The sequence below is a fragment of the Saccharopolyspora montiporae genome (genome assembly GCF_015209505.1).
In the GTDB taxonomy this organism is placed as follows: Bacteria; Actinomycetota; Actinomycetes; order Mycobacteriales; family Pseudonocardiaceae; genus Saccharopolyspora; species Saccharopolyspora montiporae.
Genome location: NZ_JADEYC010000011.1, coordinates 17,318 through 33,415 on the forward strand (window position 1 = coordinate 17,318; position 16,098 = coordinate 33,415).

The 16,098-nt window shown below is 72.4% G+C and carries 11 protein-coding genes; 3 read left to right on the forward strand and 8 right to left on the reverse strand.

Annotation, left to right across the window (positions count from 1 at the left end):
• Positions 1-19: 19 nt before the first annotated feature.
• Positions 20-1,525, reverse strand: a complete 1,506-nt coding sequence (locus IQ251_RS07025) for a glutamate synthase subunit beta (protein ID WP_193927653.1) — start codon at positions 1,523-1,525, stop codon at positions 20-22.
• Positions 1,518-6,068, reverse strand: coding sequence for a glutamate synthase large subunit (gltB, locus tag IQ251_RS07030; RefSeq protein WP_193927654.1), 4,551 nt, complete (start codon positions 6,066-6,068; stop codon positions 1,518-1,520). The genes IQ251_RS07025 and gltB overlap by 8 nt, the downstream gene beginning before the upstream one ends.
• Positions 6,069-6,668: 600 nt before the next feature.
• Here gltB and IQ251_RS07035 point away from each other — a divergent pair.
• From IQ251_RS07035 to IQ251_RS07045, 3 genes are read left to right on the forward strand one after another with little or no spacing between them, the layout of a single operon-like run.
• Positions 6,669-7,607, forward strand: a complete 939-nt coding sequence (locus IQ251_RS07035) for an ABC transporter substrate-binding protein (RefSeq protein WP_193927655.1) — start codon at positions 6,669-6,671, stop codon at positions 7,605-7,607.
• The gene (locus IQ251_RS07040; RefSeq protein ID WP_193927656.1) at positions 7,607-8,653 is read left to right on the forward strand and encodes a FecCD family ABC transporter permease; all 1,047 of its coding nucleotides are present in this window, start codon (positions 7,607-7,609) and stop codon (positions 8,651-8,653) included. Before IQ251_RS07035 ends, IQ251_RS07040 begins: the two co-directional genes overlap by 1 nt.
• Complete coding sequence (locus IQ251_RS07045) at positions 8,650-9,426, forward strand: ABC transporter ATP-binding protein (protein ID WP_193927657.1); 777 nt, start codon at positions 8,650-8,652, stop codon at positions 9,424-9,426. Before IQ251_RS07040 ends, IQ251_RS07045 begins: the two co-directional genes overlap by 4 nt.
• 33 nt (positions 9,427-9,459) lie before the next feature.
• Here the strand turns inward: IQ251_RS07045 and lgt are convergent, their stop codons facing one another.
• The 6 genes from lgt to IQ251_RS07075 form a co-directional block, all read right to left on the reverse strand.
• On the reverse strand, positions 9,460-10,602 hold the full coding sequence (lgt, locus tag IQ251_RS07050; RefSeq protein WP_370591242.1) for a prolipoprotein diacylglyceryl transferase: 1,143 nt from the start codon (positions 10,600-10,602) through the stop codon (positions 9,460-9,462).
• A 72-nt stretch (positions 10,603-10,674) separates the two neighbouring features.
• Positions 10,675-11,472: a tryptophan synthase subunit alpha gene (gene trpA / locus IQ251_RS07055; RefSeq protein ID WP_193927658.1), complete on the reverse strand. Its 798-nt coding sequence runs from the start codon at positions 11,470-11,472 to the stop codon at positions 10,675-10,677.
• Positions 11,469-12,779, reverse strand: coding sequence for a tryptophan synthase subunit beta (trpB, locus tag IQ251_RS07060; protein WP_193927659.1), 1,311 nt, complete (start codon positions 12,777-12,779; stop codon positions 11,469-11,471). Before trpB ends, trpA begins: the two co-directional genes overlap by 4 nt.
• A 61-nt stretch (positions 12,780-12,840) precedes the next feature.
• Positions 12,841-13,650, reverse strand: a complete 810-nt coding sequence (gene trpC, locus IQ251_RS07065; protein WP_193927660.1) for an indole-3-glycerol phosphate synthase TrpC — start codon at positions 13,648-13,650, stop codon at positions 12,841-12,843.
• A 263-nt stretch (positions 13,651-13,913) separates the two neighbouring features.
• Complete coding sequence (locus tag IQ251_RS07070) at positions 13,914-14,525, reverse strand: Trp biosynthesis-associated membrane protein (protein ID WP_193927661.1); 612 nt, start codon at positions 14,523-14,525, stop codon at positions 13,914-13,916.
• A complete protein-coding gene (locus tag IQ251_RS07075; protein ID WP_193927662.1) occupies positions 14,506-16,080 on the reverse strand; it encodes an anthranilate synthase component I in 1,575 nt (524 codons plus the stop codon). The genes IQ251_RS07070 and IQ251_RS07075 overlap by 20 nt, the downstream gene beginning before the upstream one ends.
• Positions 16,081-16,098 lie beyond the last annotated feature (18 nt).

Here is a 16,098-nt window from a genome sequence, read left to right on the forward strand (position 1 = left end):
GGACCGGACCGGCGGGGGCTCAGACCACGGCCAGCGGCAAGGCGGTCGGGTGCACCGGGCTCGGCAGGTCGGAGACGCCGGTGAGGTACTCGTCCACCGCGCTGGCCACCGACCGGCCCTCGGCGATGGCCCACACCACCAGCGACGCCCCGCGGTGCGCGTCGCCGCAGACGAACACGCCGGGCGCGCTGGTCTCCCAGTTCGAGCCGCACCCGATGGTGCTGCGCCGGGTCCGGTCCACGCCCAGCCCCTCCAGCAGCGGCATCTGCTCGACGCCCTCGAACCCGATCGCCAGCAGCGCCAGATCGCAGGGCAGCTCCTCGGCCTCGTCGGAGACCGGCACCACCTGGCGCCGCCCGTTCTCGTCGCGCTGCACCTGGACCTCGCGCAGCCGCACCGCCCGCACATCGCCGTTCTCGTCGCCGACGAACGACTCGATGGCCACCGCGAACCGGCGCTCGCCGGCTTCCTCGTGCGCCGCGTAGGTGCGCAGGATGTACGGCCAGGTCGGCCACGGGGACAGGTCGTCGTCCCGCTCGGACGGCGGCTCCGGGTAGTTGTCCAGCTGGGTCACCGACACCGCGCCCTGCCGGGTGGCCGTGCCGTAGCAGTCCGCGCCGGTGTCCCCGCCGCCGAGGATGATCACGTGCTTGCCCTCGGCGGACAGCGACGACGGGCCATCGCCCTCGCGCTCCTTGTTCGCCGGGACCAGGTGTTCCATCGCCAGGTGCACCCCGCCGAGCTCGCGGCCCGGGATGCTGCGGTCGTCGCGCCCCTGCAGCGCCCCGACGGCCAGCACCACCGCGTCGTAGCGCTCGCGCAGCTGCTCGGGCAACACGTCCACACCGACCTCGCAGCCGGTGACGAACCGGGTTCCCTCGGCGCGCATCTGCGCCAACCGCCGGTCCAGCACCGACTTCTCCAGCTTGAACTCCGGGATCCCGTAGCGCAGCAGGCCGCCGATGCGGTCGTCGCGCTCGTAGACGGTCACCTCGTGCCCGGCGCGGGTCAGCTGCTGCGCCGCGGCCAGGCCGCCGGGACCGGACCCGACGACCGCTACCCGCGAACCGCTGGGCACCTCCGCCATCTGGGGTGCGACATCGTCGCGCTCCCAAGCGTTTTCGGCGATGGTCTCCTCGACGCGCTTGATGGTGACCGCGCCGCCGGCCTCCGGGGAGATCGCCAGCACGCAAGCCGCCTCGCACGGGGCCGGGCAGACGCGTCCGGTGAACTCGGGGAAGTTGTTCGTGGCGTGCAGCCGCTCACCGGCCTGCTGCCACTGGCCCCGGCGCACCATGTCGTTCCACTCCGGGATCAGGTTGCCCAGCGGGCAACCCGCCGAACCGGAGTGGCAGAACGGGATGCCGCAGTCCATGCAGCGCGACGCCTGGGTGGACACCTCCGCGTTGCGCTCGGCGGACGAGACCGCCGCGTACACCTCGTCCCAGTCGCCGAGCCGCTCGTCGACGGGGCGCTTCGAGGCATCGGCCCGGCCGTGCTTCAGAAATCCCCTCGGGTCAGCCACGGGATGCCTCCATGATCGCCTCGTCCACGTCCCGGCCCTCGATCCTGGCGGTGCGCGCGGCGTCCAGGACCCGCTGGTAGTCCCGCGGCATCACCTTGGTGAACGCCGCCGAACGCCGCGGCCAATCACCGATCAGCGAGGCCGCGACGGTGGATCCGGTCAGGTCGTGGTGCCGCTGCACCGTCTCGTGCAGCCACTTCAGTTCCTTCGCGCTGGGCCGCTGCAGGTCGACCATCGCCGTGTTCACCCGCACCGGATCCAGGTCCAGCACGTAGGCGATACCGCCGGACATGCCCGCGGCCGTGTTGCGCCCGGTGCCGCCGAGCACCACCGCGCGACCCCCGGTCATGTACTCGAAGGCGTGGTCGCCGACGCCCTCGCAGACCGCCAGCGCACCCGAGTTGCGCACGGCGAACCGCTCACCGACCTGCCCGCGCAGGAACAGCTCCCCGCCGGTGGCCCCGTAGCCGATCACGTTGCCCGCGATCACCTGGTCCTCGGCGGCGAACGCCGAATCCGGGTGCGGGCGCACGATGATCCGGCCGCCGGAGAGCCCCTTGCCCACGTAGTCGTTGGCGTCGCCGATCAGGTCCAGGGTGATCCCGGCCGGCAGGAACGCACCCACCGACTGGCCCGCCGAACCCTCCAGCTCGACGCGCAGGGTGTCCTCCGGCAGGCCCGCACCGCCGTAGCGGCGGCTGACCTCGGCGCCGAGCAGGGTGCCCACGGTGCGGTTGACGTTGCGCACCGGCAGCTGCAACCGCACCTCGTGCGCGTCCTCCAGCGCGGCCTCGGCCAGCTGGATCAACGTGCGGTCCAGGGCGTGCTCCAGGCCGTGGTCCTGTTCGCGCACGCAGCGGCGCACCGGCGAGTAGCCGCTCTCCGGCTCGGCGAACACCGGCGCCAGATCCAGCCCGCGCGACTTCCAGTTGCGCACCGCCTCGTCGGTGTCCAGCGCGCCGACCTGGCCGATGGCCTCGTCCAGCGACCGGAATCCCAGCTGTGCCAGGTATTCCCGCACTTCCTGAGCCACGAACCGGAAGAAGTTCACCACGTGGTCGACCTGGCCGGTGTAGCGCTCGCGCAGTTCCGGGTTCTGCGTGGCCACGCCCACCGGGCAGGTGTCCAGGTGGCACACCCGCATCATGATGCAGCCCTCGACCACCAGCGGTGCGGTGGCGAACCCGTACTCCTCGGCACCCAGCAGCGCGGCGACCACCACGTCCCGGCCGGTCTTGAACCCGCCGTCGACCTGCACCGAGATGCGGTCGCGCAGCCCGTTGAGCAGCAGCGTCTGCTGCGTCTCGGCCAGCCCGACCTCCCACGGCGTGCCCGCGTGCTTGAGCGAGGTCAGCGGTGCCGCACCGGTCCCGCCGTCGTGCCCGGAGACCAGCACCGCGTCCGCGTGCGCCTTGGACACCCCGGCCGCGACGGTGCCGATGCCGAGCTCGGACACCAGCTTCACGTGCACCCGGGCGCGCTCGTTGGCGTTCTTCAGGTCGTGGATGAGCTGGGCGAGGTCCTCGATCGAGTAGATGTCGTGGTGCGGCGGCGGCGAGATGAGCCCGACACCGGGCGTGGAGTGCCGGGTCTTGGCGATCCACGGGTACACCTTGTGCGCGGGCAGCTGACCGCCCTCGCCCGGCTTGGCGCCCTGGGCCATCTTGATCTGGATGTCCGAGGCGTTGACCAGGTATTCGCTGGTGACGCCGAACCGACCGCTGGCGACCTGCTTGACCGCCGAGCGTCGCTCGTCGTCGTAGAGCCGGTCGACGTCCTCGCCGCCCTCACCGGAGTTGGACCGCCCGCCGATGCGGTTCATCGCCATCGCCAGCGTCTCGTGCGCCTCGGCGGAGATCGCGCCGTAGCTGATCGCCCCGGTCGCGAAGCGCTTCATGATCTCCGAGGCCGGCTCGACCTCGTCGATGTCGATCGGCTCGCGCCCGCTGTCCAGCGTGAACAGCCCGCGCAACGTCCCGCCCTCGGCGGCCAGCCGGTCGCACTCGGCGGTGTACTCGCGGAACTTGGCGTAGCGGCCGGTCTTGGTGGAGTGCTGCAGCAGGAACACCGTCTCCGGCGTGAACAGGTGCAGCTCGCCCTCCCGGCGGTAGGCGTAGTCCCCGCCGACGTCGAGCTTGCGGTGCGCGTGCTCGGTGGGGTTGTCCGGGTAGGCGGTGCGGTGGCGCAGCGCCACCTCCTCGGCCAGCTCGTCCAGCCCGACCCCGCCGAGCTTGGACGTGGTGCCCGCGAAGTACCGCTGCACCAGCTGCTCGGACAGCCCGACGGCCTCGAACACCTGGGCCGCGGTGTAGGCGCCGACCGTGGAGACGCCCATCTTGGACATCACCTTGCGCACGCCCTTGACCAGCGCCTGCACGTAGTTCTGGATCGCGACCTTGGGACGGACGCCGGGCAGCCGCCCGTCGGCGATCATGTCCTCGATCGTCTCGAAGGCCAGGTACGGGTTCACCGCGGCCGCCCCGTAGCCCAGCAGCGCGGCCACGTGGTGCACCTCGCGGGCGTCGCCGCTCTCCACGACCAGCGCGACCCGCAGCCGCTCCTTGGTCTGCACCAGGTGGTGGTGCACGGCCGAGACCAGCAGCAGCGACGGGATCGGCGCGTACCGGTGGTCGGAGTCGCGGTCGGACAGCACGAGCACCCGCGCCCCGCCCTCGATGGCCTCGGACGCCTCGGCACAGATCCGGTCGATCGCCTCGGCCAGGGTGGTGCCGCCGCCGTCGGCCTCGTACAGGCCGGACAACACCGCGGAGGTGAAGCCGGGCAGGTCCCCGTCGTCGTTGACGTGGATCAGCTTGGCCAGCTCGTCGTTGTCGATGACCGGCTCGGGCAACACGATGTGCCTGCAGGACGCCGGGGACGGGGTGAGCAGGTTCTGCTCCGGCCCCATGACCCGCTCCATCGAGGTGACGATCTCCTCGCGGATCGCATCCAGCGGCGGATTCGTGACCTGCGCGAACTGCTGCACGAAGTAGTCGTAGAGCACCCGCGGGCGCGCGGACAGCGCCGCGGGCGGGGTGTCCGCGCCCATCGACCCCAGCGATTCGGCGCCGGAGGTGGCCATCGGCGCCAGCAGCAGGCTCAGCTCCTCCTCGGTATAGCCGAAGGACAGCTGCCTGCGCAGCACCGACTCGTGGCTGTGCACCACGTGCTCGCGGGCGGGCAGCTCGTCCAGGTTCAGCAGCCCGGCGTGCAGCCACTCGCCGTAGGCGTGCGCACCGGCCAGCTCGGACTTGATCTCCTCGTCGTCGACGAGCTTGCCCTGCTCGGTGTCGATGAGGAACATCCGGCCCGGCTGCAGCCGGCCCTTGGCCACGACCTCCTCCGGCTTGAGGCTGAGCACACCGGTCTCGCTGGCCAGCACGACCCGGTCGTCGGCGGTCTGCCACCAGCGCGCGGGGCGCAGGCCGTTGCGGTCGAGCACCGCGCCGATCAGCGAGCCGTCGGTGAACGTCACGCAGGCCGGGCCGTCCCACGGCTCCATCAGGTTGGCGTGAAACCGGTAGAAGTCGCGCCGCTGCGCCGACATCTCGTCGTGGTTCTCCCACGCCTCCGGCACCATCATCAGCACCGCGTGCGGCAGGCTCCGCCCGCCCAGGTGCAGCAGCTCCAGCACCTCGTCGAAGGACGCCGAGTCCGAGCCGTCGTCGCTGCAGATCGGGAACAGCCGGGACAGGTCGCCGGGGATCAAGTCCGATTCCAGCAGCGCCTCGCGGGCCCGCATCCGGTTGCGGTTGCCGCGCACCGTGTTGATCTCGCCGTTGTGCGCCACGTACCGGAACGGGTGCGCCAGCGGCCACGAGGGGAACGTGTTCGTGGAGAACCGGCTGTGCACCAGGCCGATCGCGCTGACGAGCCGCTCGTCGTGCAGATCGGGGAAGAACGCGGGCAGCTGTTCGGTGGTGAGCATGCCCTTGAAGACGAAGGTGCGCGCGGACAGCGACGGGAAGTACAGCTCCAGGCCCGCGCGCGCGGCCTCGCGCTCGGAGCGCTTGCGCAGGCAGAAGGCCAGTCGGTCCAGGTCGACGCCGGCCTCGTCGGCGGTGCCCGCGACCAGCAGCACCGAGAAGTGCGGCATGCTGCGCAGCGCCGTCCGCCCCACGCCGGCCCGCTCGGGCGCGATCGGGACGTCGCGCCAGCCGAGCACCTGCAGGCGTTCCTCGGCGGCGACCCGCTCGACGAGTTCGCGCACCGCGGCGCGCTCGTCCTCGTCCGCGGGCAGGAACGCCATCCCGGCCGCGTAGCGCGACCGCCCCTGCTCGTCCGGCTGCGGCAGGTCGACCCCGGCCTCGGCGCGCAGCAGCTCGTCCGGCAGCTGGACCAGGATCCCGGCCCCGTCGCCGCTGGTGGGCTCGGCACCCGCCGCACCGCGGTGCTCCAGGTTCGCCAGCGCGGTCAGCGCGTCGGCGACGATCCCGTGCGTGCGTCGTCCTCGGACGTCGGCAACCATGGCCACACCGCAGGAATCCTGCTCCGCAGCGGGGTCGTAGAGCCCCTGCGCTGCTGGGACGGCAGAGAAGACCATGCGCAGACCTCCCTCGTCATGTCTCGTGCTCCGAAGTCGATCGACTCCAGGAATGCCGGGCACGGGACGACGCTGGCCCGTAGATGGGGACTCCGGTTCCTCGACAGAATTCGCGGGGGAAATGCCCGCGTTTCGACCGGATGTTCAGAAAACTTTAACAGCCGCGGTACCGCTGAGCAGCAACGCAAAGGTGATGCTGACCATCTTGTTGCCACCGGGAAGCGTGCGCTAACGACCGGATGCGCGAGCACGATCGGCTCATCGACGAGCACGGTGCGCGTCGAGAATAGCGAGCGCGGCGCGGGCCGGACAGCCCCTCGTGCTCGACGCCACTCGGCCGCATCGTGGCGCGTGGATCTTTTCCTGGTATCTTTCCAGCTCAGAAGCGACCTCCACGGAGGGAGCTCCGCCGAACGCCGACACCCGAGCGAAATCCGGTGCGAAACCGGTGCTGTGCCGCAACTGCGATGCCCCGGCGACAACCGGGGACGAGCCAGGTCGCCTCGGTGCGCGGCGTCGATGTCCACCACCCCCGGTGCAGGGGTGCGGCGTCGGCAACGCCCGGCCGCTCCTGGTGCACCGGCCGACCAGAGGGAAGCGATGAACGGGTTGCGCCGCCTGCACGTGCTGCTGTTGGCCACGCTGGTACTGCTGGTCGGGAGCGCGTGCGCTACGCGCCCCGAGCCGCAGACGCAGGAACCGGTGGACGATCCGGCCTCGTCCTTCCCGGTCAAGGTCGAACTGCCCGGCCAGGAACCGGTCACGCTGACCCAGCAGCCCAAGCGGATCGTGTCGCTGTCGCCCAGCGCGACCGAATCCCTCTACGCCATCGGCGCCGGGGAGCAGGTCACCGCGGTGGACTCCGAGAGCAACCACCCGCAGGAGGCGCCGCGCACCGACCTGTCCGGACTCGAAGCCGACGCCGCCGCGGTCGGCGCGCACGACCCGGACCTGGTCATCGCCCCGGACAGCGCCACCGAGCTCGCCGAGGGGCTGCGGTCGGTGGACGTCCCGGTGCTGCTCACCCCGACCGCCGAGCGCCTGGACGACGCGTACGCGCAGATCGAGGCCCTGGGCAAGGCCACCGGGCACGCCGGCCAGGCGCAGCACGTGGTGAACGGGATGCGCGCCGAGATCGCCGAGATCGTGCGCGGGACGCCGAAGGCGCCGGAACCGCTCAGCTACTACCACGAGGTCAGCCCGGACCACTACACGACGACCTCGCGCAGCTTCCTCGGCGACATCTACGCGAAGTTCGGCCTGCGCAACATCGCCGACGAGGCCGAGGGCGACTTCCCGCAGCTGTCCGAGGAGCAGATCGTGCGGGCCGACCCGGCGCTGGTGTTCCTGGCCGACGGCAAGTGCTGCCAGGTGACGCCGGAGTCCGCGGCCCAGCGCCCCGGCTGGTCGACGATCACCGCCGTGCGCGACGGCAACGTCGTCCCGCTCGACGACGACCTCGCCGGACGCTGGGGCCCGCGGGTCGTCGACCTGGTCCGCGACATCGGCGAAGGCGTCGCCGGGGCGCAGCGGCGTTGATGCCCGCCCGGCTGCGCGGCCACCGCGCTGCCGCCCCGGTCAACCGCTCGAAACTCCGTGCCCGGCACCTGCTTTCCGCGATCGCGCTGCTGCTGGCCGCGGTTCTGCTGTCGATCGTGGTGGGCTCGGTGGACCTCGGCTGGCAGCGCGTGCTGGGCGAGATCACCGCGCAGCTGACCGGCGGCACCGCCCCGCTGTCCGAACGCGAGGCCGCCATCCTCTGGGAACTGCGGGTGCCGCGGGTGGTGCTCGGCGTGCTGGTGGGCGCGGCGCTGGCCGTGTCCGGAGCCGCGTTCCAGGGCGTGTTCCGCAACCCGCTGGCCGATCCGTACCTGCTCGGGTCGGCGGCGGGCGCCGGACTCGCGGTCACCGTGCTGATCGTGCTGTTCCCCCAGGGCCCGGTCGTCCCGGTGCAGGTGGCCGCGTTCGCCGGTGCGCTGGGCGGCGTCGGGCTGACCTGGGTGGTCGGCCGGTCCGCGGGCCGCGACACCACGACGCTCGTGCTGGCCGGGGTGGCCGTCGGCGCGTTCCTGACCGCGGGGCAGACCTTCGCCCAGCAACTGCGGCTGGACTCGCTGGACCAGGTCTACCTGTGGATCCTGGGTCGGTTGAGCACCACCGGGTGGCACGAGGTGCTCGTGGTGCTGCCCTACCTCGCGGTGGCGGCAGCGGTGCTGCTGGTGTGCGCGCGGCTGCTGGACCTGCTGGGCACCGGGGACGAGGAGGCGACGGCCCTGGGTGTGCACCCCGGCCGGGTCCGGGCGCTGGTGCTCGTGGCGGCCTCGCTGGCCACCGCTGCGGCCGTGTCGGTGGCCGGGTTGATCGGGTTCGTGGGCCTGGTCGTACCGCACCTGGTGCGGCTGGCGGCGGGCGGCAGCTTCCGCATCATCGTGCCGCTGTCCCTGCTGTTCGGCGGGGTGTTCCTGGTGCTGGCGGACATGCTCGCGCGCTCGCTGCTGTCCCCCGCCGAGATCCCCATCGGGGTGATCACCGCGTTCACCGGTGCCCCGTTCTTCGCCGTCCTGCTGCACCGGAGGGCATCGTGAGCACGCATCTGCAAGTCCGCGGGCTGACGGCCGGCTACCGGCGCAGCACCGTGCTGCACGACGTGTCGGCCGAGGTCCGGCCCGGCGGCTGGCTGGGCATCATCGGACCGAACGGCTCCGGCAAGTCCACGCTGCTCAAGGCGGTGGCCGGTGTGCTCGGCCACCGCGGCGAGGTGCTGGTGGACGGTCGGCGGCTGGCTGGGCTGTCCAGCCGCGAGCGGGCCCGCGCCGTCGGCTACGCCCCGCAGATCCCGCAGCTGCCGATCGGGCTGACCGTCACCGATTACGTGCTGCTGGGCCGCACCCCGCACCTGGGACTGCTCGGCCGCGAAGGCCGCGGGGACCTCGACGTGGTGCGCTCGCTGCTGGAGCGGCTCGACCTGGTCCACTACGCCGACCGCGCGCTGGCCACGCTGTCCGGCGGGGAGCGCCAACGCGCCGTGCTCGCCCGCGCGCTGGCCCAGCAGGCCGGGATCCTGCTGCTGGACGAACCGACCACCGGGCTGGACGTGGGGCACGCGCAGGCGCTGCTGGACCTCGTCGACGACCTGCGCGCGGAGCTCGGCACCACGGTGGTGACGACGCTGCACGACCTCACGCTCGCCGCCCAGTACGCCGAGCGGCTGCTGCTGCTCGACGAGGGGCGGGTCGCCGGCGCGGGCCCGCCCGAGGAGGTGCTGACCGCGCAAGCGCTCAGCGAGCGCTACTCCGCACGGGTCGCCGTGTTGCGCACCGCGGACGGTGCACCGGTGATCGCCCCGGTCCGCGGCTAGCGAGCGCTGCGCCGGCTGCCGGCGCCGCTGCGGTCAGTCCGCCGACGTGCGGTCGGATCCGCCGTCCTTCCCGGTCCGCTTCTCGTCGGTCTGGTCCTCGTCGCCGGTCTGCTCGCCGGGCCCGGGTCGGTCCTCCGGGTTGTCCACGTCGTCATCGGCGATGTCCCGCGGCGTCCCCGCCGGTTCGGCGGCTCCCGCGCGCTCGTCGGCCGGATCCGGCAGGCCGGCGGGCGGTGGTCCGTCCGCACGCCGCTCGGCGGAGCCGTCCGGGTAGTCCGGGTCACCGGGCATCGGCCTGCCGCGCAGGCTCTCCGGGTCCTCGCGCCCACCGCGGACCAGCACCAGGTAGACCACCGCCGCGACGAGCACGACCAGCGAGGTGAACACGTTGATCCGCACCCCGAGCACCAGCGTCGCGTCGTCGGTGCGCATCATCTCGATCCAGAGCCGGCCCAGCGTGTAGCCCGCGACGTACAGCGCGAACACCCGGCCGCGGCCCATCCCGAACCGGCGGTCCGCCCAGATGATCAGCAGGAAGACCCCGACGTTCCACAGCAGCTCGTACAGGAACGTCGGGTGCACCACCGCGATCGGCGTGTGGTCGATGGCCGTGCCCGCGATCGGGTCGGCCAGACCGGCCTCGTCGATGCGCCGGTAGATCTCCAGGCCCCAGGGAAGATCGGTGGGACCGCCGTAGAGCTCCTGGTTGAACCAGTTGCCGAGCCGCCCGATGGCCTGGGCGAGCACGATGCCGGGCGCGACCGCGTCGGCGAAGGCGGGCAGCGGGATCTCGCGCCTGCGGCAGCCGATCCACGCGCCCAGCGCACCCAGGGCGACGGCGCCCCAGATACCGAGGCCGCCCTCCCAGATCTTCAGCGCGTCCAGCGGGTTGCGGTCCGCCCCGAAGTACTTGTGCCAGTCCGTGGCCACGTGGTACAGCCGACCGCCGACCAGCCCGAACGGCACCGCCCAGACGGCGATGTCCACCACGGTGCCCGCGCGGCCTCCGCGCGCCCGCCAGCGCCGGCTGCCGAGCCACACCGCGACGACGATGCCGAGCATGATGCACACCGCGTACGCGCGGAGCGGGAATCCGCCGAGGTACCAGACGCCTTGGTCCGGGCTCGGGATATTGGCCAGGTACGTGTTCGCAGCGGCGACAACCGGGGCACTCACGCGCTCCACCGTATCGGGCGGCCCACGCGCGGTGAGCGCGACCCGCTGATCATGCCCGCGGCGGGTCCGCGGTCAGCGAGAACGCACGCCCCGGCCGAGTTCCGCGGCCAGTTCGCGCACCCCGGCGACCCCGTCGGCCTCGGCGCGGTTCACGAACGCCGACCCGACGATCACGCCGTCGGCGAACCCGGCGACCTCCGCCGCGTGCTCCGGCGTGCGCACGCCCAGGCCCACTCCGATCGGCAGATCGGTGTGCGCACGGGTGCGCCGCACCAGGCCCGCGGCCGCGCTGCCCACCGAGTCCCGCGCACCGGTCACGCCCATCACGGAGGTCGCGTACACGAACCCCGAGGAGGCCTTGGCGGTCATCGCCAACCGCTGCTCGGTGGACGACGGGGCGACCAGGAAGATCCGGTCGATCCCGTGCGCGTCGCTGGCGGCGATCCAGTCCTCGGCCTCGTCCGGCACCAGGTCCGGGGTGATCACCCCGAGTCCACCCGCGGCCGCGAGGTCCCGCGCGAAGCGTTCCGGGCCGTACTGGTGCACCGGGTTCCAGTAGGTCATCACCACCGCGTGCTTGCCGGCCTCGGCGACCGAGGAGACCACGTCGAACAGGTCCCGCACCCGGAATCCGGCGCGCAGCGCGGTATCGCTGGCGGCCTGGATCGTCGGCCCGTCGATGACCGGATCGGAGAACGGGATGCCGATCTCCACCAGGTCGCAGCCGGGCGCGTCCCCGGTACCGGAGAGCATCCCGTCCAGCAGCTCCTTCGAACCGGCCACCGTCGGGTAACCGGCGGGCAGATAGCCGATCAGCGCGGCGCGGTCCTCCGCGCGGCACGCCGCGAACACGTCCTGCAGACCGCTCACCGCGCCTCCCCTTCCTCGCCGTCCGCCGCCGGTCCGTCCGCGACGGGCGCACCGGTTTCCTCGTCGACGAGGCCGAAGTACTTCGCAGCGGTGTCCATGTCCTTGTCCCCGCGGCCGGACAGGCTCACCAGGAGCGTGGCGTCCGGGCCGAGCTCGCGGCCGAGCCGGATCGCGCCGGCCAGCGCGTGCGCCGACTCGACCGCGGGGATGATGCCTTCGGTGCGGGACAGCAGCTGGAACGCCTGCATCGCCTCGTCGTCGGTGACGCCGAGGTACTCCGCGCGCCCGGAGTCCTTCAGGTACGAGTGCTCCGGGCCCACACCCGGGTAGTCCAGCCCGGCGGAGATCGAGTACGCCTCGATGACCTGCCCGTCCTCGTCCTGCAGCAGGTAGGACCGGGCGCCGTGCAGCGTGCCCGGGGTGCCCTTGCTCAACGTGGCGCCGTGCTCACCGCTGTCCAGCCCGTGCCCGGCGGGTTCGATGCCCACCAGCCGCACGCCCGGATCGTCGATGAAGCCGTGGAAGATGCCGATCGCGTTGGAACCGCCGCCGACGCAGGCCACCACCGCGTCCGGCAGCCCGCCGTACTGCCGCACCGACTGCTCGCGGGCCTCCTCGCCGATGACCTTGTGGAAGTTGCGCACCATCACCGGGAACGGGTGCGAACCGGCCGCGGTGCCCAGCAGGTAGTGCGTGTCCTCGACGTTGGCGACCCAGTCGCGCAGCGCCTCGTTGATCGCGTCCTTGAGCGTGGCCGAGCCGTTGGCCACCGGGATCACCTCGGCGCCGAGCAGCCGCATCCGCGCCACGTTCAGCGCCTGCCGCTCGGTGTCCACCTGCCCCATGTAGACCACGCAGTCGAGCCCGAGCAGCGCGCAGGCGGTGGCCGTGGCCACGCCGTGCTGCCCGGCGCCCGTCTCGGCGATGACCCGGCGCTTGCCCATCCGCTTGACCAGCAGCGCCTGCCCGAGCACGTTGTTGATCTTGTGCGAGCCGGTGTGGTTGAGGTCCTCGCGCTTGAGCAGGATCCGCGCCCCGCCCGCGTGCTCGGCGAAGCGGCGGGCCTCGGTCAGCAGCGAGGGCCGGCCCGCGTAGTTGCGCAGCAGGTCGTCCAGCTCGGCGAGGTACTGCGGATCGCGCTGGGCCTTGGCGTACTCCTCGGCCAGCTCGTCCTGCGCGGCGATCAGCGCCTCCGGCATGAACCGGCCGCCGTAGTCGCCGAAGTGCCCGCGCGCGTCGGGATCGTGCCCCTCCGGCACCGGTTTGCCCGGCCGGTGCACCCGGCCGGAATCGGCGTCCACGGTCATCTCGTCCCTCCTGTGCCTGACCGCGCGGCGCGCGGTCCCTGCGCCGCCGCGGTGGGCCGGCTCACCTGCTCGGTCGCGGGCACGCCGGGTGCGACCCGGCCGTGACCAGCTGCGTCACCGCGGTCTTCGGGCTCTCGCTGGTGACCAGGCCCTCACCCACGAGCACCGCGTCCGCGCCGGAGCCCGCGTAGGCCATCAGGTCGCTGGGGCCGCGCACACCGGACTCGGCGATCTTGACCACCTCCGGCGGCAAGCCCGGCGCGATCCGGCCGAACACGTCCCGGTCCACCTCCAACGTATGCAGGTTGCGGGCGTTGATGCCAATGACTTTCGCGCCCGCCTCCAACGCCCGGTCGGCCTCCTCGGCGGTGTGCACCTCGACCAGCGCCGTCATGCCGAGCGATTCCACCCGGTCCAGCAGCGCCTCCAGCGCGTTCTGCTCCAGCGCCGCCACGATGAGCAGCACCATGTCCGCACCGTGCGCGCGGGCCTCGTGCACCTGGTACGGGCTGACGATGAAGTCCTTGCGCAGCAGCGGAGCGCTCACCCGCGACCGGACGTCATCGAAGTCGGCCAGCGAACCGCCGAACCGCCTGCTCTCGGTGAGCACGCTGATGACGCGGGCACCCGCGTCGGCGTAGTCGGCCGCCAGGTCCGCGGGCTCGCCGATCTCGGCGAGGTCGCCCTTGGACGGGCTGCGCCGCTTCACCTCGGCGATGACGCCCACGCCCGGCGACTGCAGCGCAGCCAGCACGTCGTGCGCCGGTGCGGCCTCCGCGGACCGCTGCTTGATCTCGTCCAGCGGGACGGCGGCCTCACGCTCGGCGAGGTCCTCCCGCACGCCGTCGATGATGCTTTCCAGGATGCTCACGCAAACACCTCGCCGGCCGTGCCCCGAACACTCACCCGCAGGTCACCGATTGCGCAGATGAACTCATTGCGCTCGATCACGACACTCCCCTTCCCGTCGTGCCGTCGCAGGGCCGATGCTAAACCTCGCCCGTCTCGCCCCTTTTCGAGGGGTGGGCACAACGTCCCAGCGCAGCAAGGACCTTCGACCCTGGACGTGGCGGCGAACACGTGTTCCCGAACCCCGCCGAACTGCGCTTTCACCCCCGCCGGAGCAGAACCGGATCACCGGCCCCGATCGTCACCGGTCGTCGGGTCCCGGCCCTCGCTCAGGTCCTCCCACATCTGCCGGTCGGGATCGTGGGACACCTTCTTCTGCGCGCCGGGGGCCGAGTACTTGGCCCCCATCGCCGGCATCCGCCCCGCCGCCACGACGACGAGCAGGCCCGCGGCCACCAGCGCGACCGCCCCGGCCGACATCAGCAGCGGACCGAGCGGATCGGTCGACAGCACCTGCACCGGGAAACTGCCCGGCGGTGCGTCCGGTGCCGCCGGCACCGGAGTCCCGTCCTGCCAGTGCTGCACCACGCGCCACACCAGCACCCCGCCGGAGAGCACCACCAGGGCACCCACCACCCGGCGCAGGAAACCGCCGGTCGCCAATACCGCCGCACCGGCGGCCAGCGCGGCCAGCGCCACCGGGCCCAGTTCGGGCCGCAGCACGCCCCCGGCGATACCGACCTCGGTCTCGGTGCCGAACTGCGAGCGGTGCAGCTGCTGCACCCAGTCCAACGACGAAGCGCCGCCCAGCAATCCCGCGGCGAGCAGCACCAGCAGCACCACCGACCACAGCAGCCCCTTGGACCGCGGCCGGGCCTCAGATTCCGGCGTGGTCAACGCGCTCTCCCGTCCGGCCCGCCCCTGCCGGGCGCCGCAGGGTCTCCGCGGTCGCCACGGCGTTGAGCACAGCGCGGGCCTTGTTGATGCACTCCTCGTCCTCGGCGGCCGGATCCGAATCGGCCACGATCCCGCCGCCGGCCTGCACGTGCGCGGTCCCGTCGCGCACCAGCGCGGTGCGGATGGCGATGGCGGTGTCCGCATCCCCGGCGAAGTCGAAATACCCGACCACACCGCCGTACTGGGCCCGCTTGGTCGGCTCCAGCTCCTCGATGATCTGCAGCGCCCGCGGTTTCGGCGCCCCGGACAGCGTTCCGGCCGGGAAGCACGCGGTGACCGCGTCGCAGGCGGTGCGGTCCGCGGCGAGCTTGCCGGTGACCGTGGACACGATGTGCATCACGTGGCTGTAGCGCTCGATCCGGAAGAAGTCCACGACGTGCACCGACCCCGGTTCGCACACCCGGCCCAGGTCGTTGCGGCCCAGGTCGACCAGCATCAGGTGCTCGGCGCGCTCCTTGTCGTCGGAGAGCAACTCCTTCTCCAGCAGCGCGTCCTCGTCCTCGTCCGCGCCGCGCCACCGCGTCCCGGCGATCGGGTGCGTGGTCGCCTGACCGTCCCGCACCGTCACCAGCGATTCGGGGCTGGAGCCCACGATGTCGAACGGTGCCCCGCCGTCCGGGTCCTGCATCCGCAGCAGGTACATGTACGGGCTCGGGTTGGTGGTACGCAGCACCCGGTAGATGTCCAGCGCATCCGCGGTGGTGGCCATGTCGAAGCGCTGCGAGACGACGACCTGGAACGCCTCGCCCTCCCGGATCGCCTCCTTCGCGCGCTCCACGGCCGCGTGGTGCTGCTCGGGACTGCGCCTGCGCACGAAGTCCGCCGCCGGCCGGGCGAACTCGGCCACGGTCGGCGCCGCCGGGGTGCACAGCTGCGCGGTCATCTCGTCCAGCCTGCGCACCGCGTCGTCGTAGGCGGCATCGACCCGCTCCGGCGAGTCGTCCCAGTTCACGGCGTTGGCGATGAGCGTGATCACGCCCTCGTGGTGGTCCAGCGCGGCCAGGTCGGTGGCCAGCAGCATCACCAGTTCCGGGATCTGCAGGTCGTCCTCGGTCAGGTCCGGCAGCCGCTCCAACCTGCGCACGGTGTCGTAGCCGAGGTAGCCGACCATGCCCCCGGTCAGCGGAGGCAGGCCCGGCAGCGGCTCGGTCCGCAGCAGCCGCACCGTCTCGCGCAGCGCCTCCAGCGGATCCCCGCCGGACGGCAGCCCGACCGGGGGCGTCCCCGTCCAGTGCGCCTGCCCGTCGCGGACCGTCAGCGCCGCAGCGCTGCGCACGCCCACGAAGGACCACCGCGACCAGGAACGACCGTTCTCCGCGGATTCGAACAGGAAGGTGCCGGGGCGGTCTCCGGCGAGCTTGCGGTAGACGCCCAGCGGCGTCTCGTCGTCCGCGAGCAGCCGCCGCACCACCGGGATCACCCTGCGCTCCCGCGCGAGCGCGCGGAAGTCCGCACGCACCGGGCTGATGCTGCCCATCTCGCCGTCGCCGACCATGCCGACATTGTGCCGCGC

Excerpts from the sequence above, each read along its gene's own strand:
- IQ251_RS07040 (WP_193927656.1), top strand. The coding sequence starts at position 7,607 with ATGCCCGCCCGGCTGCGCGGCCACCGCGCTGCCGCCCCGGTCAACCGC.
- IQ251_RS07035 (WP_193927655.1), top strand. The coding sequence starts at position 6,669 with ATGAACGGGTTGCGCCGCCTGCACGTGCTGCTGTTGGCCACGCTGGTA.
- IQ251_RS07075 (WP_193927662.1), bottom strand. The coding sequence starts at position 16,080 with ATGGTCGGCGACGGCGAGATGGGCAGCATCAGCCCGGTGCGTGCGGAC.
- trpB (WP_193927659.1), bottom strand. The coding sequence starts at position 12,779 with ATGACCGTGGACGCCGATTCCGGCCGGGTGCACCGGCCGGGCAAACCG.
- gltB (WP_193927654.1), bottom strand. The coding sequence starts at position 6,068 with ATGGTCTTCTCTGCCGTCCCAGCAGCGCAGGGGCTCTACGACCCCGCT.